This window comes from Phycicoccus sp. 3266, assembly GCF_031456495.1.
Lineage (GTDB): Bacteria > Actinomycetota > Actinomycetes > Actinomycetales > Dermatophilaceae > Pedococcus.
The window spans coordinates 19,508-41,776 of record NZ_JAVDUW010000002.1 but is presented as its reverse complement, the minus strand read 5'-3'; the positions used below and the strand labels follow the sequence as shown (position 1 = coordinate 41,776).

Annotated in this window: 24 protein-coding genes; 12 read left to right on the top strand and 12 right to left on the bottom strand. The window is 74.0% G+C overall.

The annotated features are described in order from the left end of the window. Nucleotides 1–107: 107 nt before the first annotated feature. Nucleotides 108–1,001 (top strand): hypothetical protein, encoded by an 894-nt coding sequence (locus tag J2X64_RS09995; RefSeq protein ID WP_310153336.1) that lies wholly within the window; start codon nt 108–110, stop codon nt 999–1,001. 55 nt (nt 1,002–1,056) lie between these two features. On the opposite strand, the gene J2X64_RS09990 is transcribed toward J2X64_RS09995, so the two are convergent. The 8 genes from J2X64_RS09990 to J2X64_RS09955 form a co-directional block, all read right to left on the bottom strand. Next, nucleotides 1,057–1,476, bottom strand: a complete 420-nt coding sequence (locus J2X64_RS09990; protein ID WP_310153333.1) for an Rv3654c family TadE-like protein — start codon at nt 1,474–1,476, stop codon at nt 1,057–1,059. 38 nt (nt 1,477–1,514) lie between these two features. After that, a complete protein-coding gene (locus J2X64_RS09985) occupies nt 1,515–1,844 on the bottom strand; it encodes a TadE family type IV pilus minor pilin (RefSeq protein ID WP_310153330.1) in 330 nt (109 codons plus the stop codon). A gap of 20 nt (nt 1,845–1,864) precedes the next feature. After that, a complete protein-coding gene (locus J2X64_RS09980) occupies nt 1,865–2,059 on the bottom strand; it encodes a DUF4244 domain-containing protein (protein ID WP_310153327.1) in 195 nt (64 codons plus the stop codon). A 135-nt stretch (nt 2,060–2,194) separates the two neighbouring features. After that, the gene (locus J2X64_RS09975; protein ID WP_310153324.1) at nt 2,195–2,770 is read right to left on the bottom strand and encodes a type II secretion system F family protein; all 576 of its coding nucleotides are present in this window, start codon (nt 2,768–2,770) and stop codon (nt 2,195–2,197) included. Further along, the gene (locus J2X64_RS09970; RefSeq protein ID WP_310153320.1) at nt 2,767–3,468 is read right to left on the bottom strand and encodes a type II secretion system F family protein; all 702 of its coding nucleotides are present in this window, start codon (nt 3,466–3,468) and stop codon (nt 2,767–2,769) included. Before J2X64_RS09970 ends, J2X64_RS09975 begins: the two co-directional genes overlap by 4 nt. Beyond that, nucleotides 3,465–4,745, bottom strand: a complete 1,281-nt coding sequence (locus J2X64_RS09965; RefSeq protein ID WP_310153317.1) for a TadA family conjugal transfer-associated ATPase — start codon at nt 4,743–4,745, stop codon at nt 3,465–3,467. Before J2X64_RS09965 ends, J2X64_RS09970 begins: the two co-directional genes overlap by 4 nt. Beyond that, entirely contained in the window at nt 4,742–5,554 is an 813-nt protein-coding gene (locus tag J2X64_RS09960; protein WP_310153313.1) for a hypothetical protein, read from the bottom strand. The genes J2X64_RS09965 and J2X64_RS09960 overlap by 4 nt, the downstream gene beginning before the upstream one ends. Before the next feature lie 836 nt (nt 5,555–6,390). Further along, nucleotides 6,391–7,233, bottom strand: coding sequence for a Fic family protein (locus J2X64_RS09955; protein WP_310153310.1), 843 nt, complete (start codon nt 7,231–7,233; stop codon nt 6,391–6,393). A 78-nt stretch (nt 7,234–7,311) separates the two neighbouring features. On the opposite strand from J2X64_RS09955, the gene J2X64_RS09950 reads away from it, so the two are divergent. From J2X64_RS09950 to J2X64_RS09920, 7 genes are all read left to right on the top strand, one after another. Continuing rightward, complete coding sequence (locus J2X64_RS09950; RefSeq protein WP_310153307.1) at nt 7,312–8,514, top strand: histidine kinase; 1,203 nt, start codon at nt 7,312–7,314, stop codon at nt 8,512–8,514. 9 nt (nt 8,515–8,523) lie between these two features. Continuing rightward, complete coding sequence (locus J2X64_RS09945; protein WP_310153304.1) at nt 8,524–9,336, top strand: LytTR family DNA-binding domain-containing protein; 813 nt, start codon at nt 8,524–8,526, stop codon at nt 9,334–9,336. 2 nt (nt 9,337–9,338) lie between these two features. Further along, nucleotides 9,339–9,722 carry a hypothetical protein gene (locus tag J2X64_RS09940; RefSeq protein ID WP_310153301.1) on the top strand — a complete coding sequence of 128 codons (384 nt, stop codon included), beginning with the start codon at nt 9,339–9,341 and terminating at the stop codon, nt 9,720–9,722. A gap of 40 nt (nt 9,723–9,762) precedes the next feature. Further along, nucleotides 9,763–11,292, top strand: coding sequence for a cation acetate symporter (locus J2X64_RS09935; protein ID WP_310153298.1), 1,530 nt, complete (start codon nt 9,763–9,765; stop codon nt 11,290–11,292). A gap of 184 nt (nt 11,293–11,476) precedes the next feature. Next, nucleotides 11,477–11,815 (top strand): DUF485 domain-containing protein, encoded by a 339-nt coding sequence (locus J2X64_RS09930; protein ID WP_310153295.1) that lies wholly within the window; start codon nt 11,477–11,479, stop codon nt 11,813–11,815. Nucleotides 11,816–11,865: 50 nt separating this feature from the next. Then, complete coding sequence (locus J2X64_RS09925; protein WP_310155815.1) at nt 11,866–13,497, top strand: cation acetate symporter; 1,632 nt, start codon at nt 11,866–11,868, stop codon at nt 13,495–13,497. Between the two features lie 212 nt (nt 13,498–13,709). After that, nucleotides 13,710–14,279, top strand: a complete 570-nt coding sequence (locus J2X64_RS09920) for a hypothetical protein (protein WP_310153291.1) — start codon at nt 13,710–13,712, stop codon at nt 14,277–14,279. Here J2X64_RS09920 and J2X64_RS09915 read toward each other — a convergent pair. Next, nucleotides 14,221–15,093, bottom strand: coding sequence for a hypothetical protein (locus tag J2X64_RS09915; RefSeq protein ID WP_310153288.1), 873 nt, complete (start codon nt 15,091–15,093; stop codon nt 14,221–14,223). The two genes, J2X64_RS09920 and J2X64_RS09915, sit on opposite strands and share 59 nt — an antisense overlap. A gap of 151 nt (nt 15,094–15,244) precedes the next feature. On the opposite strand from J2X64_RS09915, the gene acs reads away from it, so the two are divergent. The 4 genes from acs to J2X64_RS09895 all read left to right on the top strand — a co-directional run bounded on the left by acs (nt 15,245) and on the right by J2X64_RS09895 (nt 19,471). Then, nucleotides 15,245–17,191 (top strand): acetate--CoA ligase, encoded by a 1,947-nt coding sequence (acs, locus tag J2X64_RS09910; RefSeq protein WP_310153285.1) that lies wholly within the window; start codon nt 15,245–15,247, stop codon nt 17,189–17,191. Nucleotides 17,192–17,203: 12 nt separating this feature from the next. Further along, nucleotides 17,204–17,851, top strand: coding sequence for a GNAT family N-acetyltransferase (locus J2X64_RS09905; RefSeq protein ID WP_310153282.1), 648 nt, complete (start codon nt 17,204–17,206; stop codon nt 17,849–17,851). 337 nt (nt 17,852–18,188) lie between these two features. Beyond that, nucleotides 18,189–18,644, top strand: a complete 456-nt coding sequence (locus J2X64_RS09900) for a PA2169 family four-helix-bundle protein (RefSeq protein ID WP_310153278.1) — start codon at nt 18,189–18,191, stop codon at nt 18,642–18,644. Nucleotides 18,645–18,844: 200 nt separating this feature from the next. Then, the gene (locus J2X64_RS09895; protein ID WP_310153276.1) at nt 18,845–19,471 is read left to right on the top strand and encodes a hypothetical protein; all 627 of its coding nucleotides are present in this window, start codon (nt 18,845–18,847) and stop codon (nt 19,469–19,471) included. Nucleotides 19,472–19,577: 106 nt separating this feature from the next. On the opposite strand, the gene J2X64_RS09890 is transcribed toward J2X64_RS09895, so the two are convergent. From J2X64_RS09890 to J2X64_RS09880, 3 genes are all read right to left on the bottom strand, one after another. Then, on the bottom strand, nt 19,578–20,282 hold the full coding sequence (locus J2X64_RS09890) for a LuxR C-terminal-related transcriptional regulator (RefSeq protein WP_310153274.1): 705 nt from the start codon (nt 20,280–20,282) through the stop codon (nt 19,578–19,580). A 68-nt stretch (nt 20,283–20,350) separates the two neighbouring features. Then, on the bottom strand, nt 20,351–21,196 hold the full coding sequence (locus J2X64_RS09885) for a glycerophosphodiester phosphodiesterase family protein (protein ID WP_310153271.1): 846 nt from the start codon (nt 21,194–21,196) through the stop codon (nt 20,351–20,353). Between the two features lie 154 nt (nt 21,197–21,350). Next, the gene (locus tag J2X64_RS09880) at nt 21,351–22,166 is read right to left on the bottom strand and encodes an IclR family transcriptional regulator (RefSeq protein WP_310153268.1); all 816 of its coding nucleotides are present in this window, start codon (nt 22,164–22,166) and stop codon (nt 21,351–21,353) included. Between the last annotated feature and the right edge of the window lie 103 nt (nt 22,167–22,269).

Here is a 22,269-nt window from a genome sequence, read left to right as displayed (position 1 = left end):
CCGTGCTGGACAAACCGGACGTTGCTCGAACAGCGCTCCGCCCACCCAGCCACTATGGTCGAGGCGGACGGCGCACCACGCGCCCTTGACCACTGGAGGTAGGCCTCGTGCTGGTCCTCGGACTTCTCGTCGTCATCGTGGCGATCGCAGCAGGCGTGCTGCTGTTCCTCGCCACCCAGTCACTGACCACGCCCGTGAACCTCGATGCCGCCGGGATCAGCGTGGGCATGACGCCCCTCGCGCTCGTCATCGCCGGTGCCGTCGTGCTGCTGCTCCTGTGGCTCGGCCTCGCGCTGCTGCGCGGCAGTGCCCGACGCCGCGCCCGTCCTCGCCGCGAGGCCAAGGAGGCGCAGCGACAGGCCGAGTTCGAGGAGAACATCCGCGCCGACGAGCGCAACCGCGCCGAGGAGACCCACCAGCAGGCGATCGCCGAGCGCGACCGGGTCCGCGAGCAGGAGTTCGAGTCCCGGCTGGCCGAGCGCGACCGGGCCCGCGAGGAGGAGTACGCGAGCCGCCGCTCCGAGGACGAGTCACGCATCCGCGCCGACGAGCGCGCCCGGGTCGAGCGTGAGCTCGAGGACCGCCACAGTGCTGCGGTCGCGGCCGGCGGGGGGGCCCTGGCCGGAGCCGCCGCCGAGGGCGTCGCCCACCGGGACGACCGCACCCACGACGGGCTCGGTGACCGCGGCGCGACCGAGGCCGCGGACCGCGACGGTCTCGGCACCGACGCCGCCGGGTCCGCCGGCGCTGCCCCGGACCACGACAGGGCGCTGGACGACAGCGCCAACGAGCGGCGCGCCGAGGCCACCGACCTGCCGGCGACCTGGGACGACGGCGCCGGGTCCTCGCGGAACGGGGTCGAGGGCAACGGCACCACGACGCACGACGCGGACGACGAGGTCGACGACACCGCCTCCGACGCCGAGCCCGGACGCCACCGCCACCGCACCGTGGCCGACAAGATCATGGGCCGCACCGGTCGGGACGACAGCACCAGCTGACCGCGTCGCCGACGCACACTCGAGGCCGCCGCCCGGACCCTTCCGGGCGGCGGCCTCATTGCATTGGATCGGGCGGCGTCGGACCAGCTCGTGCCGAGGCAACGGCGGCCCGGGGCTGGCCGGGGATCGCGAGGGTGACGTGGGTGCTCGTCCGCACCAGCACCGAGCCGTCCGCCCCGGCCCGGCAGTTCCGGAGCACGGCACCGTTGCGCGCCGCCACGACCCGCGCAGCGCCACAGGCCGAGGAGGACGGCTGACCCTGCGCCAGCGCCACCGCGCCCGAGAGCGCAGCCAGGTCGGCTGCCGCCCTGGCGCGGTGCATGGCCAGCACCGCGCTCGCCACGGCGACCCCGGCGATGGTGAGCAGGAACAGCACGGCAACGACGGCCACCATCAGGACCGTCCCGCTCCCGCGCTCCTGGCACGACCCGCCGGCGCGGGCACGGGCCAGCCGGCCGTCACGGCGACCTGCCACGGGGTGGGGGCGGACCCTGTGGCGGCCGGTGACCACACTCACCCGAGGTCCTCGCGTGCAGCCACGGCGCGGGCGGACGGCGCACCGACCGGACCGAGCCAGTGCAGCGCACGAGGTGGGCGGCCGCGGACGGCGGACTCGACCGTGGACCCCGCCACCTCGACGGTGACGGTGGCCCCGGGTGGCGCCAGCCGGCGTCCGAGGGCGACCGCGTTGCCGGGGGCGTCGCCGCGGGCGGCGGCCCGCGCTGCCGCCCGGGCCGCGTCGGTGCACCGGACCTGGTCCGTGACGGCCCGCACCGCTCCCAGGCCGAGGACGAGGCACAGCACGACGGCGGGGAGGGCGACCGCCAGCTCGACGGTCGCCATCCCATTCTCGCGTCGCCGGCTCACCCGACCGTCCGGAGGGCGGTGGTGATGATCCCCGCCAGGGCGGACTTCACCCCGCCGGAGCGGACCACCGCCAGCAGCACGGCCGCAAAAGCGCAGGCGGCCAACGTGCCCACCGCGTACTCGGCCGTCGTCATGCCGGCCTCCGCGCGGCGCCGCAGCCCCTCGAACCTGTGGGCCAATGACCTCTTCATGAGAACTCCTCCCGTGTGGTGAAGGCCATCGCGCCTTCCCTGTCACCAGCGAAGCGAGGATCCGAGAACCCGGGCAGGTCGGCCGTCGCGACCCGTGGACAACGTGCGGGCAGGCGACGGACTGTGGACGAAGCCTCACGGTGCCGACGAGCCCAGCACGCTCGTCGCCAGGGCCAGCACGACGGGGACGACGGCCGTAAAGGCGAACGCGGGCAGGAAGCCGAGGCCGAGCGGCAGCACCAGCAGCACCCCGGCCCGCGCCGCGCGGCGCGCCTGGTCCTGCTCCTGCTCGTCCCGGATCCGGGCGCCGGCCTCGACCAGCAGGCCGGTGGGAGAGGCGCCGGTGCCGGCGGCCATCTGGAACGCGAGCGCCGCCGGACGCCAGACGGGCCCGGCATACCCCCACGCCTCGGCGACCGGTACACCCCAGCGCAGCGCAGCCACGACCGCGTCGAGGTCACGGCGCACCGCACCCTGCGAGACGGCTGCCACGCCGCTCACCGCACCGGCCAGGTCAGCACCCGACCGCAGGGCCAGGACCACCAGCACCAGCGTATCAGCGACGTCCTCGGGTCGCGGCGTCGTCGCGGGGGCAGGTGCCGCCCCTCGCGGTCGTCGGGCGGTCACGGCAGCCGGAGCTGAGCCGGCCCGGTCGCGCGACGGCCACAGCAGGACCGCGGCCACGGCGAGCAGCACGGCCAGCCCGGTCATGCGGCCCGCGCCAGGATCCGGGCGCTCCACCACCGCGCCAGCGCCGCCAGGACCAGTCCGGCGAGCAGGCTGCCGGTGGCCGCCGGGCTCGACAGGTAGAGCGTCCGGGGACCGATCCCACAGGCCAGGCCCACGAGCGGCCCGGACAGCGGCAGGAGCAGCAGCACGAGCATCGAGGCCCGCGGTCCCGCGGCTGCCGAGGCGACCCGGTCCGCCGCACGACGCCGGGCGCGCACGACGTCCAGGGAGGTCTCGAGGGCGTTCGCGAGCGGGGCCCCGGTGTCCTCCGTGAGCGCCCAGGCCCGCGCGACGAACCGCAGCTCGTCGCTCCCGAGGCGGTCCGCCCACCGTGACCACACGGGCGCGAGCGGCTCGGCGCGCCGACCGGTCGAGACGAGCTCGGCCACGAGGCCGTCCAAGGGGCCGGGTCCGAGGGCCGACCGCGCGGCCTCCAGCGCGACCGGGGCCGGTGCACCGGAGCGCAGGGGACCGGCCACCAGCGCGAGCAGCTCCCCCAATGCCTCGTCCCGGCTGCGGCGGGCCCTGCGCGAGCCGGACCCCGTGAGCCGCCCCCGCAAGAACCCGCCGCCCGCGACCTCGTCGCCACTCGTCGACCACTGGGGCAACGGCGGTCCCGCACGGGGCCATGCCAGCACGGCCACCCCCGCCAGCAGCGAGCACAGGACGACACCGGTCATGCGCCCGCCCCCGTCAGCGGCCCACCGACAGGGCGCGCACCGTGGTCAGCGCCCGCGACACCGTCGCTGCGTCGGTCGCCACCGCCGTGGTCGCCGGCCGACGGAGCGGCAGCGACCGCCTCGCACAGCTCGAGCCACGCCGGGCCCCTGGTACCAGTGACCGCGTCCAGCGCGAGGGCACAGCGGACCTGCCCGGTGTCACGCGCCGACCTCAGCACGGACAGCGACGCCACCCGGCGCCCCTCCGGGCGTCGCTGCACATGCACGACCACGCGGACCGCGGACGCGAGCTGGGCGTGGACGGCAGCCGGCGGCATACCTGCCAGCGCCCCCAGGGCCTCGAACCGGGCCGGGACGTCGGCGGGCGCGTTGGCGTGCACGGTGCCGCAGCCGCCCTCGTGGCCGGTGTTGAGCGCGGCGAGCATCTCGCGGACCTCGGCGCCGCGCACCTCCCCCACCACGAGCCGGTCCGGGCGCATGCGCAGGGCCTGTCGCACGAGGTCCACGAGGCCGACCGCCCCGCGTCCCTCGACGTTGGCGCCCCGGCCCTGGAGGCGTACGACGTGGGGATGGCTCACCTGGAGCTCGCGCACGTCCTCGACGAGCACCAGGCGCTCCGGGTGCGGCACCTCGGCCAGCAGGGCGGCGAGCAGGGTCGTCTTGCCGCACCCCGTCCCGCCCGTCACGACGAACGAGCAGCGGGCGAGCACGAGACGGCGCAGCAGCTCCTCCGTCACCGGCCCGAACATGCCGGATTCCCGGAGGGCGCGCAGCCCGTCGGCTCGGGCCCGCGGCACCCGCAGGCTGACGTGGGCACCGCCGTCGACCAGCGGCGGGAGGATCGCGTGGAGGCGCACGCTGCCCGGCAGCAGCCCGTCCACCCAGGGCTGGCTCTCGTCGAGCCGCCGCCCGGCGAGCCCGGCCAGCCGGACGGCCAGGCGACGGGCCGCGGCGGGGTCCTCGAGCTGCACCTCGGCCCGGACGAGGCCGGCCCCGCGGTCGGCCCAGACCGAGCCGTCGCCGTTGACGAGCACGTCGGTGACGTCGGGGTCGAGCAGCAAGGGCTCGAGCGGGCCTGCCCCGAGCACCTCGGCTGCCAGGTGTTCGCGCGCGGCACGGACACCGGCGGCACCGAGTGTGGCGGTGTCGACCGCCGCGACCTCCCGGACGAGGCGCTCGTCCGGGGACTGGCCTCGTCGGATCTGGTCCGCGATGGCTCGACCCTGGCCGGGTGCGACCGGGCGGGTCCGACGACCGTCGGCGTCCGCCCGGGTCACCGCCCACCTCCACGGTCCGCGGGCGTCGTATCGAGCTCCCCCAACCGGTCCGCAGCCGACGGCACCGACGGCCATGGGTCCGCCCTGTCCTCCGGCGGCGCCGGCCGGGGCACGGCCGGCCCCGGTCCCGCGCCCACCCCCACGAGCGCCAGCAACCGGTCGGCCACCGTCTCGACGGCGCCGCGCGCACGCGACCCCGGCAGCCGTGCACGGTCCTCGTCGGCACGCACCCGCGCGTCGTCCCGCAGCACCGCCGCGAGGGGGAGGTCCAGGTGCACGGCGACGTCCTCGGGCGCGACCGGCTCGCGGTGTGCGCCGCGCAGGACGAGGTGGGTGTCGGCCGGCAGCGCAGCGGCCTGGACCAGCGCCCCCGCGTCCGCCAGGCGCCGGGCGCTGACGCCGGCCAGGACCACGACCGAGGTGCACAGGTCCACCAGCTCCGGGGCCGCTCCGGTGTCGAGGACCACGAGACCGCACACGCCCGCCAGCCCTTCCACGACCGCCCGAACCGTGGCACGGCCCGCAGGGGTGCCGCGGGCGGCGAGCACGCGCAGGGACCCGTCCCCCGGCAGCGCCCGCAGCAGCGCGGCACCGTCGACGCGGCCGCGCAGGTCGGCGAGGTCTCCCCAGCGCAGCCCGGGCAGGTGCTCGACGCAGGCGGTGACGTCCACCCCACCGACGTCGGGACGGCCGTCGACACAGGCGGTCACGCCGACGAGCGGACCCGCGCGGACGGCGAGGGCGACGGCCAGCGTCGACGCCCCCAGGCCTCCGGAGGCGCCGACGACACCGATCACGTGGTGGTCCATGCCGGCCAGCCTCGTGTGGGACAACCGGTGCGGGCAGTGCGGGGCCACGGGCCTGTGGACGAAGCGGTCCGTGGCCGCGGGCTGTGGACGACAGCCACCGAGGACCGGGGCACGCCCTCAGCAGGCCGGCCAGGACCGGCGTGCCCCGCGTCCGCGAGCGCAGCGGACGTCACGGTCGGCCCGGCGCTCACGCAGCAAACCTCGGCTGCAGCACACCTCGGCGGCGGTTTCTGCGCCGGGAAAGGGGACGGCCCCGGTCGGGGGGACAACCGGGGCCGTCGACGCGCCATGCTCCGGGGGGGAGGAGCAGGTGCGCCGGTCCGCTCGACCCCGAGGGGGAGCGAACGGAGTAATCGTGGACCATTTAGCCTTCAACCGCAACTCGCCACGCGACCGGCGTGGCGCGCGCCTGGCCCGAGTCCGGCGCGGGCCCCGGCCGGTTCGGCGCCGGCCCGCCGGGCGCCCCCACCGCGAGCCTGCGCGAGCCCTGCGCGGACGAGGCCGACCCCTGTGACGGTGCTCACAGGTGCGCCCGGACAGGCCCGGACACGGGATGGCACCCCGCTGGTGCGAGGTGCCATCGACCGCGACCCGGCTCGAGTTACCAGGCGTGCACTCTGTTGTCGCAGCGGGACAAGCCCGCCCACGATCGGTCCACCAGTGGACTGCCCGCGCGTGGGTGCCCGAGGAGGATCGCGGTGGTCGTCGGACTCGCGTACGTCGACTTACCTCATGTCTACCCCTGTCGGCGGGCCAACGTAACCCTTGACTTTGGTCCCGGGTTCGTCCCGAGCAGGTCGCTGCAGGTCAGCAGCCTGCGGGCCCGGACGGGCGACTCAGGACAGCCGGCCGGCCCGCACGGCGTCGCAGACCTCGACCCCCGCACCCGCCGCCGCGACGAGCGCGTCCGCGCAGTGCTCCAGCCACAGGCCCACTCCTGCACCGGAACCGGTGGCGTAGGCCGCGAGCGCGCCGAGGTACGCCGGGCCGCCCTGGGCCGCGTGGCCGGCCTCCACGACCGCGACCCCGGTCGGGTCGAGTCCCCGGGCCTGGACGACCGCCCGGGCCAGTGCCCGGGCGACGACACCGTTGCCGCGGACGAAGGGGCGCGCCGTGACCACCTCGGCATGGGCGACGGCGGCGACGACCAGGGCCGGGACAGCCGCGTCGACGGTGAGGACCGCGGTGAGGGACTCGAGGCGTGCCGCCAGCGAGGCGGCGTCCGGGGCCGGGCCCAGGTCGGTGAACTCCGCACTGCCCTCGTCACCGGTGCGCGGACGACCGAGCTGGTCGGGAGCCACGAGCCCGGCGGCCGCAGCCACGTGCAGCCGCGCCAGGGCCTGAAGGGGCACCGACGACACCAGCGCCCGCACGTGCTCGCTCTCCGCGGTCGCCTGGACGGCACCGCGGGCCACCTGCTCGACCGGGTCCGGCTCGAGGGGCCACTGCGCCGCCCCGCGCATGACGTCGCGGACCAGGTCGAGCGGCACGGTCGCGCCCTCGAGGGCGGCGCTCGCCTGGGCACCGCGGACCCGGGACTCCGCCGACGCCTCGGGGATGCGCCGGCGCAGCGCCTCGTGCCAGCGCAGCTGCTCGCACGCCTGCCGCGCGGCCGCGACCTTCTCGGGTATGCCGGGCAGCTCGCCCAGGGCGGTGAGGGAGGAGGCGACGTCGACCACGGCCAGCAGCCTAGAGAGGCGGCCACCGCCCGGCGCAGGCAGCCACCACCCGGACGCCCCGCGCCCTACAGTGCCCCTGTGTCGGGCAGCTTCTCCGTCCCCACCGCCATCGTCGTCGCGGGCGCGATGGTGCTCCTCTACGCGCTGGTACGGCTGGTCCACCAGGGCCGCAGCGCCCGGCGCGGCTTCGTCTCGGACGTCGACCAGGCGACGTACCGCACCCTGCACACCGCGTCCCTCGCCGCCAGGCACCTGCAGGACGGGCTCACCCCCGAGGGCACGGCCAAGGCGGCCCGACACCTGCGCAGCCTGCTGGGCTCGTCCGCCGTCGCCGTCTGCGACGGCACGGGACTCATCGCAGCCGACGGGCTCCCCGACCAGCACGCCCCCAAGGCCCCGGAGCACGCCGCCGAGGTGCTGCGCACGGGCCGGACCATCGTCCTGGGCCCGGACCGGGTGCAGTGCCACGACCCCGACTGCCCGCTGCGCACCGCCGTGGTGGCACCGGTGGTGACCGGCGACCGCGTGGTGGCCGCCATCACGGCATACGGACCGCAGGCCTCGGCAGGCCTCGCCCGCGCGACCGAGGAGGTGGCGGGCTGGATGGCGACCCAGGCCGAGCTCGCGGAGCTCGGCCACCAGCGCAGCCGCGCCATGGAGGCCGAGCTGCGCGCCCTGAGGGCCCAGATCAGCCCGCACTTCATCTACAACGCCCTCGCGGCGATCGCGACGTTCGTCCGGACCGACCCCGCCCGGGCCCGGGAGCTGCTGCTGGAGTTCGCCGACTTCACCCGGTACGCCCTGCGGCGCGGCGGTGCGTTCACGACCCTCGCCGAGGAGCTGCGCAACGTCGAGCGGTACCTCACCCTCGAGCAGGCCCGCTTCGGCGACCGGCTGCGGATCTCCCTGCTCGTGGCCCCCGAGGTGCTGCCGGTCACGGTGCCGTACCTCGCGATCCAGCCGCTGGTCGAGAACGCCGTCCGCCACGGCCTCGCCGGCAAGGAGGGCGGGGGCCAGGTGCGGATCGTGGCCACGGACGACGGCGCCGCGGCCACGATCACGGTCGAGGACGACGGCGTCGGGTCCGACCCGGTCGTCGTGCGGGCGGCGCTCGACGGCCACGCCGACGCCGACAGCATCGGCCTGGGCAACGTCGACGCCCGCCTGCGGCAGGTCTACGGCGACGACTTCGGGCTCGTCGTCGAGACCGCGCCGGGCGCCGGCACCAAGGTGACGTTCCGGGTGCCCAAGTACGCGCCCGGCGTCCACGCCACCACGTAGGCTTCGCCCGTGGCCGGCGCCCCCTCCGCAGACCCGGAGAACGTCCGCCCGCAGGACGCCGACGGCGGCGCCGCGGGTCCGGCCCTCCGCGCCCTCGTCGTCGACGACGAGGCGCCCGCCCTCGAGGAGCTCAGCTGGCTGCTGCGCCAGGACACCCGTGTCCGCGAGGTGCGCACCGCCTCCAGCGGGGCCGACGCCCTCCGGGCCCTGGACGCCGGCGACGTCGACGTCGTCTTCTCCGACATCTCGATGCCCGGGCTCGACGGCATGGAGCTCGCCCGGGTCATCGCCCGGTTCAGCCAGCGACCGCAGGTCGTCTTCGTCACCGCCCACGACAAGCACGCCGTCGACGCGTTCGCGGTGGAGGCCACCGACTACGTGATGAAGCCGGTGCGCGCCGACCGGCTCGCGGAGGCCGTACGCCGCGTGGTCGCCGCGCGTGAGCCCGGCCCTCCCCTGCCCCGCACCGAGCCCGACGACGAGACGATCCCCGTCGAGCTGGCCGGCGTGACGCGGTTCGTGGCCCGCAGCCAGATCCGGTACGCGCAGGCGCAGGGCGACTATGCGCGGCTGCACACCGACACCGGATCGCACCTGGTGCGGATCCCGTTGTCGACGCTCGAGGAGCGTTGGGCCACAGCGGGTTTCGTCCGCATCCACCGCAGCACGCTCGTGTCGCTGCCCCACGTCCGAGAGGTCCGCATGGAGCACGGCCGCTGCAGCGTGGTCCTCGACGACGTCGAGCTGCAGGTCAGCCGACGGCACACGCGTGAGCTGCGCGACCGGCTGCTGCGGGCTCCGAGGCCGGCACCGGGGACCTAGCGGTGAGCGAACGGGAGGACCCGCCGCCGCGGGTGCGTGTCACCTCGAGCCGCCGCGACGCGCCCACGCGCAGCACGCCGCGACCGCTGACCCGGGACCTGGACGAGCAGAGCACGCTCGGCGAGGTCTACATGTCCGGCCTGATGGCGGCGCAGCTGCGGCTGGCCCTGCAGGTGCTGGCGTTCGGCGCGGTCGGGCTCGGGGGCCTGCCACTGCTGTTCCTGCTGGTGCCGGCGACCCGGGCGCTGACCTTCGGCGGGATCCCCCTGGCCTGGCTGGTCCTGGCGCTCGTCGTCTACCCGGTCGCCCTCGTCGTCGCCCGGTACTACGTGCGCGCCTCGGAACGGGTGGAGGCGCAGTTCAGCCGCGAGGTCGGACGGCGATGACGCACGGGACCACGGCGCGCGGCGCGGGCGGGGACCCGGCGTGAACACGGCATACGGCGTCGTCGCGATCGTCCTGGTCTGCGCAGTGACGCTCGCGGTCGGCGCGTTCGGCCTGCGGCTGTCGCGCACCACGAGCGACTTCTACGTCGCCGGCCGCACCGTCACGCCCTACCGCAACGCGAGCGCGATCGGTGGCGAGTACCTCTCTGCCGCAAGCTTTCTCGGCATCGCAGGCCTGGTCTACACCGGAGGCCTCGACATGCTGTGGTTCCCGGTCGGGTACACCGTCGGCTACGTCGTGCTCCTCGTCCTCGTCGCCGCCCCGCTGCGGCGCTCCGGGGCGTACACCCTCGCCGACTTCGCCGAGGCCCGGCTCGAGTCCACCGCGATCCGGCGCCTGTGCTCGCTGCTCGTGGTCGGCATCGGCTGGCTCTACCTGCTGCCGCAGCTGCAGGGTGCAGGGCTGGCACTGCGGGCCGTGACCGGGGCGCCGTCCTGGCTCGGCGGCCTGGTCGTCGCGGTCGTCGTCGTCGCCAACGTCGCCGCCGGTGGCATGCGCTCGATCACCCTCGTGCAGGCCGTGCAGTACTGGATCAAGCTCACCGCCATCGCCGTGCCGGCCTTCGTGCTGCTGGCCGTCTGGGTCGGCGACGGCACGCCGGCCCCGGACGTCCTGCGGTCCGACCCCGGGTGGGCCCAGCCGCTGCACGGTCTCGCCGGGCAGGGCCACCCCGTCTACGCGACGTACAGCCTGCTGCTGGCCCTCGCCCTCGGCACCATGGGCCTTCCGCACGTGCTGGTCCGCTTCTACACCAACCCCGACGGCCGGGCCGCCCGCCGGACCACGCTGACCGTCGTCGCGCTGCTCGGCGTCTTCTACCTCTTCCCGCCGCTGTACGGGCTGTTCGGCCGCGTCTACCTTCCCGCGCTGCCCAGGGGCACCGCGCCGGACACCGTCATGCTCAGCCTGCCGGGGAGCGTGCTCGGGGGCACGGGCGGCGAGGTCCTGTCGGCGGTGCTGGCGGGTGGCGCGTTCGCCGCGTTCCTCTCGACGGCCAGCGGCCTGACCATCTCGGTCGCCGGGGTGCTCGACCAGGACGTCCTGCGCACGCGGCTCGCGCGGGTGACGTCGCACGACGCCACGACGGTGCAGGGGTTCCGGCTCGCGGCGGTGCTCGCCGTGGTGGTGCCGTATGCCGCGTCGCGCGTCGTCGAGCCCGTGGGCCTGGCGACGATGGTGAGCCTGGCGTTCGCCGTCGCGGCCTCGACGTTCTGCCCGCTGCTGGTGCTCGGGTCGTGGTGGCGCGGCCTGTCGACCGTGGGGGCGGCTGCGGGGCTCGTCGTCGGTGGCGCGCTGGCGGCGGCAGCCGTCGGCATCACCGTGCTGGCCGGGCCGATCGACGGCTGGCCGGGGGCGCTGCTCGGGCAGCCGGCGGCCTGGACCATCCCGCTGGCCTTCGCGACCAGCGTCCTGGTGTCGCTGGCGACGCCGGGGCGCATCCCCCGCCACACCGCCCGGACCATGGTGCGGCTGCACACCCCGGAGGACCTGGCCCTCGACCGCGGGTGACGCCCGCCGTGCAGCACCGTTCATCGCGCCGGGACGACCGCTCGGCGCAGGCCCGCGCACCATCCGGCGACCACGGCCCCCGCACGGCGAGAGGCACCGGGACGCACCTCCCGGGAGGGCGTGACCGGCGCCACAGTGACGCGCAACGCGGGAGTGGCCCGCGCAACCACTGGAGGTGCCTGCCGTGAGCAACGACGCTCGCACGGACAGCGACCGCTACCTCGACCTGCAACGGTCCGAGGAGTTCGCTGAGCTGCGGAACCGGTTCCGCAGGTTCGTCTTCCCCATGACCGCGCTGTTCCTGGCGTGGTACTTCCTGTACGTCCTGCTGTCGACGTACGCGCACGACTTCATGTCGACCAAGGTCGTCGGCAACATCAACGTCGGGCTCATCTTCGGGCTCGGGCAGTTCGTGTCGACCTTCGTCATCACGATGCTCTACGCCCGCTGGGCCGACCGCGAGTTCGACCCCCGGGCCGCCGAGCTGCACGACCGGCTCGAGGAGCAGGGGGTGGACCTGTGAGCGCGCTCGCCACCACGGCCGCCACCGGCGTCACCGCCACGCCCTCGCTCGTGCCGCCGTCGCTCGTGCCGGCCGCGACTGACGTGGGCAGCCCCACGCTCAACATCACGATCTTCGGCGTCTTCGTCGTCATCACGCTGGGGATCGTCATCCGCGCCTCGCGGAACAACCGCTCCGCCGCGGACTTCTACGCCGGCGGACGCGCGTTCACCGGGCAGCAGAACGGGATCGCCATCGCGGGCGACTACCTGTCGGCGGCGAGCTTCCTCGGCATCGCCGGCGCCATCGCCCTCAACGGCTACGACGGCTTCCTCTACTCGATCGGGTTCCTCGTGGCCTGGCTGGTGGCGCTGCTGCTCGTCGCCGAGCTGCTGCGCAACGCGGGCAAGTACACGATGGCCGACGTCCTGTCGTTCCGGCTGCGGCAGCGGCCGGTCCGGATGGCCGCGGCGATCTCGACCCTGGCCGTCTGCTTCTTCTACCTGCTCGCCCAGATGGCCGGTGCGGGCGGCCTCGTGGCCCTGCTGCTCGGCATCGAGGACAAGGCCGGCCAGTCGCTCGTCATCGCCGTCGTCGGCGTGCTGATGATCGCCTACGTCCTCATCGGCGGCATGAAGGGCACGACCTGGGTGCAGATCATCAAGGCCGTGCTGCTCATCATCGGCGCCGGCGTGATGTTCCTGTGGGTGCTGGGCAAGTTCGGCGTCAACCTCAGCTCGCTGTTCGGCGACGCGGTCGAGGCGTCCGGCGGCAAGAAGGTGCTCGACCCGGGCCTGCAGTACGGCAAGACCGGGACGACGAAGATCGACTTCATCAGCCTGTCGCTGGCCCTGGTCCTCGGCACGGCGGGCCTGCCGCACGTGCTGATGCGGTTCTACACGGTGCCGTCGTCCAAGGAGGCGCGTCGCTCGGTCGTCTGGGCGATCTGGCTGATCGGCATCTTCTACCTGTTCACCCTCGTGCTGGGCTACGGCGCGGCTGCCCTCGTCGGCCCCAAGGAGATCGCGGCGGCCCCCGGCAAGGCGAACTCCGCCGCACCGCTGCTCGCCTACGAGCTCGGCGGCGAGCTGCTGCTGGGCGTCATCTCGGCGGTCGCCTTCGCCACGATCCTCGCTGTCGTCGCCGGCCTCACCATCACGGCGAGCGCCAGCCTCAGCCACGACATCTACAACTCGGTCATCAAGGAGGGCACCGCCACCCAGGCCGACGAGGTCAGGGTCGCCCGCATCACCGCGGTCGTCATCGGCATCCTCGCGATCCTCGGCGGCATCCTCGCCAACGGCCAGAACGTCGCGTTCCTCGTCGCCCTCGCCTTCGCCATCGCGGCGAGTGCGAACCTGCCGACGATCCTGTACTCGCTGTTCTGGCGCCGGTTCAACACCCGCGGGGCACTGTGGTCGATCTACGGCGGGCTCATCACCGCGCTGACGCTGATCGTCTTCAGCCCCGTGGTCTCGGGCAAGCCGGCCGACCCGGTGACCGGCAAGTCGCTGTCGATGTTGCAGGGCACCGACTTCCACTGGTTCGCGCTCGACAACCCCGGCATCGTCTCGATCCCGGTCGGGTTCCTGCTCGGCTGGATCGGCACGGTGACCAGCACGGAGCACAACGAGGCGAAGTTCGCCGAGATGGAGGTCCGCTCCCTGACCGGCCACGGCGCCGAGAAGGCGACGAGCCACTAGCCGCAAGGCCCCCCGACCACGGTGCCGTGTCCCCGCAGCAGGGGGCACGGCACCGTGCTGCCGGGCACTATGCGGCCGGACCGGCGGCTGGTGAGCGCGCTGACCGCCGCGGACGAACTTGGGACGATGGACCCTGTTCCCGGCTGCTGCGGTCAACCAATGGTGGGTCTCGGACGTCCTTGGGGGGTCCGCATGGTCGAGAGGAGACCGCCATGAACACGCACCGCACCACCCGTTCGCGACTGGCAATCAGGTCGCTCGTCGTCGCTGTCGCCGCTGGAGTGCTCCCGCTCGCGGCCGCAACCGCACCCGCCGAGGCGGCTCCCTACTGCGGCATCCGGTGGGGGTCACTGCCCAAGAGCGTCTCCACCATGGTGCGGGGCCCGGTCACCAACATCCGTTCCGGGCAGCACGCCTGTTACGACCGGCTGGTGGTGGACCTCAAGGGGAAGGCGCCCGGGTACACCGTCAAGTACGTCACGAACGTCTACAGCGAGGGCAAGGGCACCGTGGTGCCGCTGCGTGGCGGCGCCAAGCTGCTCGTCGTCGTGCGCGCCCCGGCCTACACGTCCGCCGGAAGGCCGAGCTACGTCCCGCGCTACCAGGCGAACGTCGTGAACGTCGCGGGTTACCGGACCTTCCGTCAGGTGGCGTGGGCCGGCACGTTCGAGGGCCAGACCTCGCTCGGCCTCGGGGTGAGGGCACGACTGCCGTTCCGGGTCTTCACGATCCAGGACGCGACCTCGGCGCGGCTCGTGATCGACGTCGCCCACCGCTGGTGATCGCGCGGGCCGCGGCGATGGCGACGGCCAGCGCCGCGGCCACCCAGAACCAGCTGGCCTGCGCGCGCAGCATCGCCTCGCTCGAGGTCCACCACTGGGTGCGCACGAAGTCCCAGCAGGCGTTCGCCACGACGCGCGCCTCGCCGCGGCGCGACCCGATGTTCATCTGCGGGTGCAGCACGTCCCAGCCGTACCGGCACGCGGCCGCGAGCAGTCCCGCCACCAGCCAGGTGACCAGCACCCGCAGCACGCTCAGCACGGTCGGCGCGACCCGGTGCCAGCTCGCCACCGCGAACGGCAGCGCGAGCGCGACGGCCAGGGGGGCACCGTGCGGCCAGGTCGCCGGGGAGAACCCCGCCACGAAGGCGAGGACACCGGCCGCACCGAGCGGCCCCTTGTGCCCCCGGGCTCCGAGCACGATCCCGACGAAGGCGCTCCCGGCCAGGATCAGGGCCAGCGACTGGCGCTCGTCGGGGTAGGTGTCGTGCGAGGGCGCACTGACCAGCCAGCCCAGTGCGCTCCAGCCGATGACGATGACGAACCGCGGCCAGGGCGAGCGCACCACCAGCGACACCGACGCCGCCGCAGCCGTCGCGCCCAGGAGCAGCAGGTCGCCGTCCAGCGGCCGCAGCGGCAGCCGCGGCCACGACTCCAGGCCCCAGAAACCGGCCGGCCACCACAGCACCGCACCCACGGCGACGGCCACCCAGGGCCACACGCGGCGCGACGTGCGCCGCCAGCCGGCGAGGGCACCGGACGCACGGCCCGGCTGGGCCTGCGAGGGCGCGGCGAGCGGTGCCGTCTTCTCGGTCACGACGCGAGGGTAGCCGCCCGGCGCGGCAACCGTCCGTCGGTCGAGCCGAGCCGGCCCTCCCCTTGTCCCGCGCGGCGGATGCGGGTTGGCTGGGCAGGTAACCGCGTGCTCGCCCACCGAGCCGCCTGTCGTTGATGCCAGGAGGTCCACCGTGTCCCAGTCCACGTCATTCGAGCCGAGCGCCGAGTTCGCCGAGCAGGCCAACGGGCAGGCGGGGCTGTACGACGAGGCGGCCGCCGACTTCGAGGGCTTCTGGGCCACCCAGGCGCGCGAGCGGATCAGCTGGGCCACCGACTTCGGGCAGACGCTCGACTGGAGCGGCGCCCCCTTCGCCAAGTGGTACGTCGGCGGCGAGCTCAACGCGGCATACAACTGCGTCGACCGGCACGTCGAGGCCGGCAACGGCGACCGCGTCGCCATCCACTTCGAGGGCGAGGGCGGGGACACCCGCACCATCACGTATGCCGACCTGCAGCGTGACGTCGCGAAGGCGTCGAACGCGTTGCAGGACCTGGGAGTTCGCAAGGGTGACCGGGTCGCGATCTACATGCCGATGATCCCCGAGACCGTCGTGACCATGCTGGCCTGCGCGCGGATCGGCGCCCCGCACTCGGTGGTCTTCGGCGGGTTCTCGGCCGACGCGCTGCGCACGCGGATCGCCGACGCGGAGGCCAAGGTCGTCGTCACCAGCGACGGGCAGTTCCGCCGCGGCAAGCCCGCCCCCCTCAAGGCCGCGGTCGACGAGGCGGTCACGGTGGACGGCTCGCCGGTGGAGAAGGTGCTCGTGGTCCGTCGCACCGAGCAGGAGGTCGAGTGGGACGACTCGCGCGACGTGTGGTGGCACGAGGCCGTCGAGTCCGCCAGCGACCAGCACGAGGCGCCCGCGCACGACAGCGAGCACCCCCTGTTCATCCTCTACACGAGCGGCACGACCGGGAAGCCCAAGGGCATCTTCCACACGACGGGCGGCTACCTGACCCAGGCGGCATACACGAACTCCGTGGTGCACGACGTCCACCCGGAGAGCGACGTCTACTGGTGCACGGCCGACGTGGGCTGGGTGACCGGCCACTCGTACATCGTCTACGGGCCGCTGGCCAACGGTGCCACGCAGGTCATCTACGAGGGCACGCCGGACACCCCGCACCAGGGCCGCTGGTGGGAGATCGTCGAGAAGTACAAGGTGACGATCCTCTACACGGCCCCCACCGCGATCCGGACGTTCATGAAATGGGGCGACGACATCCCGGCGAAGAACGACCTGTCGTCGCTGCGCGTCCTCGGCTCCGTCGGCGAGCCGATCAACCCCGAGGCGTGGCTCTGGTACCGCAAGCACATCGGGTCGGACCGCTGCCCCATCGTCGACACCTGGTGGCAGACCGAGACCGGGGCGATCATGATCAGCCCGCTGCCGGGCGTCACCGACCTCGAGCCCGGCTCGGCGCAGAAGCCGATCCCCGGCATCAGCGCGGAGATCCTCGACGACGACGGCAACCCCTTCACCGAGCCGGAGAAGGTCGGCTACCTCGTCCTCACCAAGCCGTGGCCGTCGATGCTGCGCGGCATCTGGGGCGACCCCGAGCGGTACAAGGAGACGTACTGGAGCCGGTTCGGCGAGAAGTACTACTTCGCCGGCGACGGTGCGAAGTACGACGAGTTGGGCAACATCTGGCTGCTCGGCCGGGTCGACGACGTCATGAACGTCTCGGGGCACCGCCTGTCGACGGCGGAGATCGAGTCCGCTCTGGTGTCGCACCCGTCGGTCGCGGAGGCCGCCGTGGTGGGCGCGACCGACGAGACGACCGGCCAGGCCGTGTGCGCGTTCGTCATCCTGCGCGGTGGCGCCGAGGACCACGGCGACGAGACCGTGCAGGAGCTGCGCAACCACGTGGCCAAGGAGATCGGCCCGATCGCCAAGCCACGGCAGATCATGGTCGTGCCCGAGCTGCCGAAGACGCGCTCCGGCAAGATCATGCGCCGTCTGCTGCGCGACGTGGCCGAGAACCGCGAGGTCGGCGACGTCACGACGCTGGCCGACTCCTCGGTCATGAGCCTGATCAAGCAGGGCATGTCCTCCGGCGCCTCCTCCGAGGACTGAGCCATCCCCGACGTGGCGGACGACGGCGGTCCAGCAGAGGCGCCGCCGGAGGGCACGAGCGGCCCGGTCCGCGGGTACACCCCGCGCGACCGGGCCGCGCTCTACCAGGTGTGCGTGCGCACCGGGGCCGAGGGCGAGGACGCCAGCGACCTGTATGCCGTGCCGCGGCTGCTGCCCGAGGTCTACCTGGGTGCCTACCTGGAGTTCGAGCCCGAGCTCGCGTCCGTGCTCGACGACGGCGCGGGGGCCGAGGGCTACGTCGTGGGCACCCTCGACACCCGGGCGTTCGAGGCGCGCTGCGAGCGCGAGTGGTGGCCGGCCCTGCGGTCCGCCCACCCGGAGGGCTCGGTGCCGGAGGGGACCGCGGATGCCCGGCTGGTGCACCTGCTGCACGAGCCGCCGGTCGCGCCGGCGCACGTAGTCGCGCAGCACCCGTCGCACCTGCACGTCGACCTGCTGCCGCGCTGGCAGGGCGGCGGTTGGGGTCGCGTGCTGCTCGAACGGCTCTTCGCCCAGCTCGCGGCGGCCGGGTCGCCGGGGGTCCACCTCGGCGTCGGGACCGCCAACGAGCGCGCGGTGCGGTTCTACGGCCGGCTGGGCTTCGAGGTGCTCGACGACACCTTCCCCGGCGCCCTCTTCCTCGGCCGCCGCCTCCCCTGAGCGCCGGCACACCCCCGCTGCTCGAGGTGTGCCGTGACGTCCGGGGGACGAGCCTGCCTGCCGTGCGGCCGGGTCCTCAGCAGAGGTAGGCGCACTCAGCAGAGTGTGCATCCTGCGCTGAGCGCGCGAACCTCTGCTAGCAGAGGTTCGTGCCGACCCAGCAGAGGGTGGTGCCGGCGGATCGGTCACTGGTGCAGCGGCGACGAACACCCCGCAGCGGTGGGCTCGCAGCCCGTCGAGTGACCGCCTGACCTGCGAGGACGCCGGACCTGTGTCAGGGTCGAGGGAGACAGATCGGCACGACACGCAGGGCCGACCGACACCGAAGGAGTACCGCATGTCAGCTGACGCAAAGGTCGCCAAGGAGCTCGTCGAGACCCTCAAGGACGGCGAGAAGGGCTTCGCCTCTGCCGCGGACAAGCTGCGCGACAGCGACCACCCGGAGGCCGCCGCGACGTTCCAGCGCTTGTCGGAGCAGCGGGCCGGCTTCGCCCGCGACATCGTCGCCATGGGTCACGAGTACGGCGACGACGTCGACAAGGGCGGCACCGCGACGGCTGCGCTGCACCGCGGCTGGCTCTCGCTCAAGGACGCCCTCACGGGCGACGACGCCTCGGGCGTCATCGGCGCCGCGGTGACCGGCGAGGACCACGCCGTCTCCGAGTACGAGAAGGCGCTCGACGAGGACGACCTCAGCGACGGCTTCCGCGCGCTGGTCCAGCAGCAGCACACCGCCGTCGTGGCGGCGCGCGACGAGGTCAAGGCTCTGCAGAACCTCTCCCAGGACGACTGAGCCCACCGACCGAGCGCCCGGTCCGCACCAGCGGGTCGGGCGCTCGGCCGTGTCGGGCCCGGTCCCTACCACGGCACCTCCAGGCGCGCCAAGGACGGTGACGGGTTCCGGCACCGGACCTGTCCGACGGATCAGCCGCCGCGATGGGATCGGTCGCGCAGCCGCTCCGGCTCGCGTCCGAACCATCCACAGGAGGATCCGTGCACACCGCCATCGAGCACACCACCCCGACTCCCGCCCGGCGCGGCCGCACCCGCGCCGCCGTCCTTGCCACCGCCGTGGCCCTGGTCGCCGCCTTCATCACCGCCCTGGTGGGCAGCCCGGCCCAGGCCCACACGCTCAACGAGCTGGCTCCGTCCGGCGCGTCGCCCTGGCTGTACTCCCAGTCGTGGGCCCTGACGGGCTACGGCTACAACACCGCCCCCACCCACGTCGACTACTACAACGGCGACCACCTCGCGGACAACTACGCGCTCGACATGACGCCGACCGGCGGCCTCAGCGCCTGCGGGCAGCCGATCTACGCCAGCTGGGACAACATGACCGTCTATGCCATCTCGACCGGCACGGGGAGCATGTACCTGCGCAAGACCATCAACGGCGCCCTGTACGAGCAGAAGCTGACGCACATGAAGAACCTCCAGTACGGCGTCGGCCAGACGGTCGGGACCCTCAAGCCCGCCGGCTACAGCAGCAACACCGGCACCGGGTCCTGCCACCTGCACGTCGCGATCCACAAGATCGTCAACGGCACCCGGTATGCCGTGCGGCCCGTGTTCTGCGGCAAGGAGATCACCGTGCGCAACGTCGGCTACAAGGGCTGCTGAGGTTCACCTCGGGCAACCCGACGCGGTGCACCACCCGGCGACCGGCCGGGTGGTGCACCGCCGTCTGCAGGTGACCTCGCCGTGGTCGCCGGCGGGAGCGCGGTGCTCAGCCGGCCGGCACGAGGGTGCGCACGCGGCGGTCGACCTCGGCCAGCTCGTGCGAGACCGTGCGTTCGGAGATGCCCACCGCCCGGGCGATCGCGGCATGGGTGCGTCCGAGGGCGCGCTCCCTGGCGATGGTGAACTGTCGCGTCGTCAGCCGCGGCCAGGCCGTCTCCGTCGCGGGTCGCGACAGCTGGGCGGTGGTGCGCCACAGCGCCACCACGTCCGCGACGACCTCCGGCCGCGTGAAGACCCACGCCGTGTTCCCGCCCTGCCTGGTCGGCACCCCGGGCAGCACGGCGCACACGTCGTCGACCAGGATCGCCGGGCCCAGCACGGGCCCGCAGCGGGCATGCGGGTTGACGGTGCGCAGGTAGGGATTGACGACGCCGGCACGCTCCGGGGCCACCATCTCCATCCGTATGCCGCGGCGCCGGGACAGCGCGTCGCGCTCCGGCTCGTCGTCGGTCGGGTCGAACGGCCCTCCCGGCTGGAGGGCACGCACCGACCGGCGACAGCGCGCCTCCACGTGCGCCAGCCGCTCGCGGATCTGCACGTTGCCCTCACCCAGCAGCCACACCCCGTCCGGCGCCCGTCCTCGACCGGCAGCGGCGCTCAGCTCGACCGACCGCACGAACAGGGCACTCCACCGTGCCACCAGCTTCACCAGCTCCGCCGTCGTGTCCTCCACGGGCACGGCTGGCTCCATGACGCCCCCTCGTCCCGGGCTCCCCCGAGCCCTGCAGGGACCGTATCCGGCGCTTGTTCTGCTGCGGGTCAAGCCCCGGACAGGTCCCGGTCAGCGCGCGAACCCGCCGGCCCGGGCCCCATCGCCCGCGAACCGTCGGTCGTGGGCGCAGGACCCGGCATCGGCGTCCACGCGCCGCGGGCCACCAGCACCTCGCGCAGGACGTCCGGCCGGTCGGTGATGACGCCGTCGACGCCCGCGTCGAGCAGGCGCGACATCACCACCGGGTCGTCGACCGTCCACACGACGACCCGCACACCGATGCGGTGCGCACCGTCGACCAGCCGCTCCGCGAACACCGGCACCCGTCCCAGCCGCAGCGGCACGTGGGCGAACTCGGCCGTGGCGAACCGCCGGGCACACGGCATACGCGCACGGGTCGAGGTGACCAGCGCGGTGAGCGACCGCCAGCCCAGTGCCGTGTGCACCCCCGGCACGCGGGCGCGCAGCTCGTCCAGCCACTCGTCCCACGCACCCGCCACGCAGACGCGGTCACGGACGTCCTTGTCCTGCAACAGTTTCGCGAGCGGGGCGATGGCGGCGCGGTCCTTGAGGTCGACGGTGAAGTTCGCGTCCGGCAGGGCCGCCAGCGCCTCACCCAGGGTCACCACCGGCTCGCGCCCGTCGACCGGGGTGGCCCGCACCTGGGCCAGGGTGTGCCGCCGGACCGGTCCGCGCAGGCCCGTGACGCGGTCCAGCGTCGCGTCGTGGAAGCAGAGCAGCTCGCCGTCCGCAGTGAGCCGGACGTCGGTCTCGAGGTAGCGGAAGCCCAGGGCCGCCGCCCGCGCGAACGCCGCCATCGTGTTCTCGGGTGCGAGGCCCGCCCCACCCCGGTGCGCGACCGCGAGCGGCAGGGACCCTGCGCCGTATGCCATGGGCCCAGCGTGCCCCGGGACGGGACCGCCCCGGGCGGCGACGTCCCCTTCGCACGCGAAGTTCACGGACCCGACGGCGCCCGTTGGACGGAGCGTGGCCGGCCCGTGGGGTGCCCGACGGCGCCCGTTGCACGGGGCGCCATCGGGGCACCGGTCAGCCGGTGGCGCCCCGCATCTGGGCGGCAACGGCCTCGGCGGCCTGGTGCAGCGGCTCGACGGCCTCGGCGACGAAGTCGTCGGTCATCCGCGGCAGCGGACCGGACACCGACAGGGCGAGCGGCTGGGGCGCGTCGGGCACGGCCACGGCCACGCAGCGCACGCCGACCTCCTGCTCCCCCTCGTCGAGGGCGTACCCGCGCTCGAGGGTGCGGTCCAGCTCGGCGACAAACGCGCCCGGCGTCGTGATCGTGTGGCTCGTCATCGCCGGCATACCGGTGCGGTCGAGCAGCGCGAGCACCTCGTCCCGGTCCATCGAGGCCATGATCGCCTTGCCCACCCCGGTGGAGTGGGGCAGCACCCGGCGTCCCACCTCGGTGAACATGCGCATCGAGTTGCGCGACGCCATCACCTGTCCGACGTAGACGATCTGGTCGCCGTCGAGCATGGCGAGGTTGACCGACTCGCCCAGCTCGTGGGCGAGGCGCTCCATGTGCGGCCGCGCCCATCGGCCGAGCATGCGCGAGGTGGTGTCGCCGAGGCGGATCAGGCGCGGGCCGAGCGAGTACTGGCGCGACGCCTCCTGCCGGACGTAGCCGAGGTCGACGAGCGTGCGCACGAGCCGGTGGATGGTCGGCAGGGGCAGCTGCGCGTCGTTCGCGAGCTGCGACAGGCTGATGACACCGCCGGCGTCGGCCATCGTCTCGAGGATCGCGAAGGCACGCTCGAGCGACTGGACCCCACCGGTCCCCTTCGCACCGGCACTGCCGGGACCGGCGGCCGGGGCCCCGGCACCGGACGTCGCGGCGCTCATATATCTGACCCGCGACGGATGCCAGTGAAAGGAAGATTCCGTATCATGGAACAATCGTAGCCCGCCGCCGTGCTCGACGGTGGCACCTCCCCATCGAGACCCG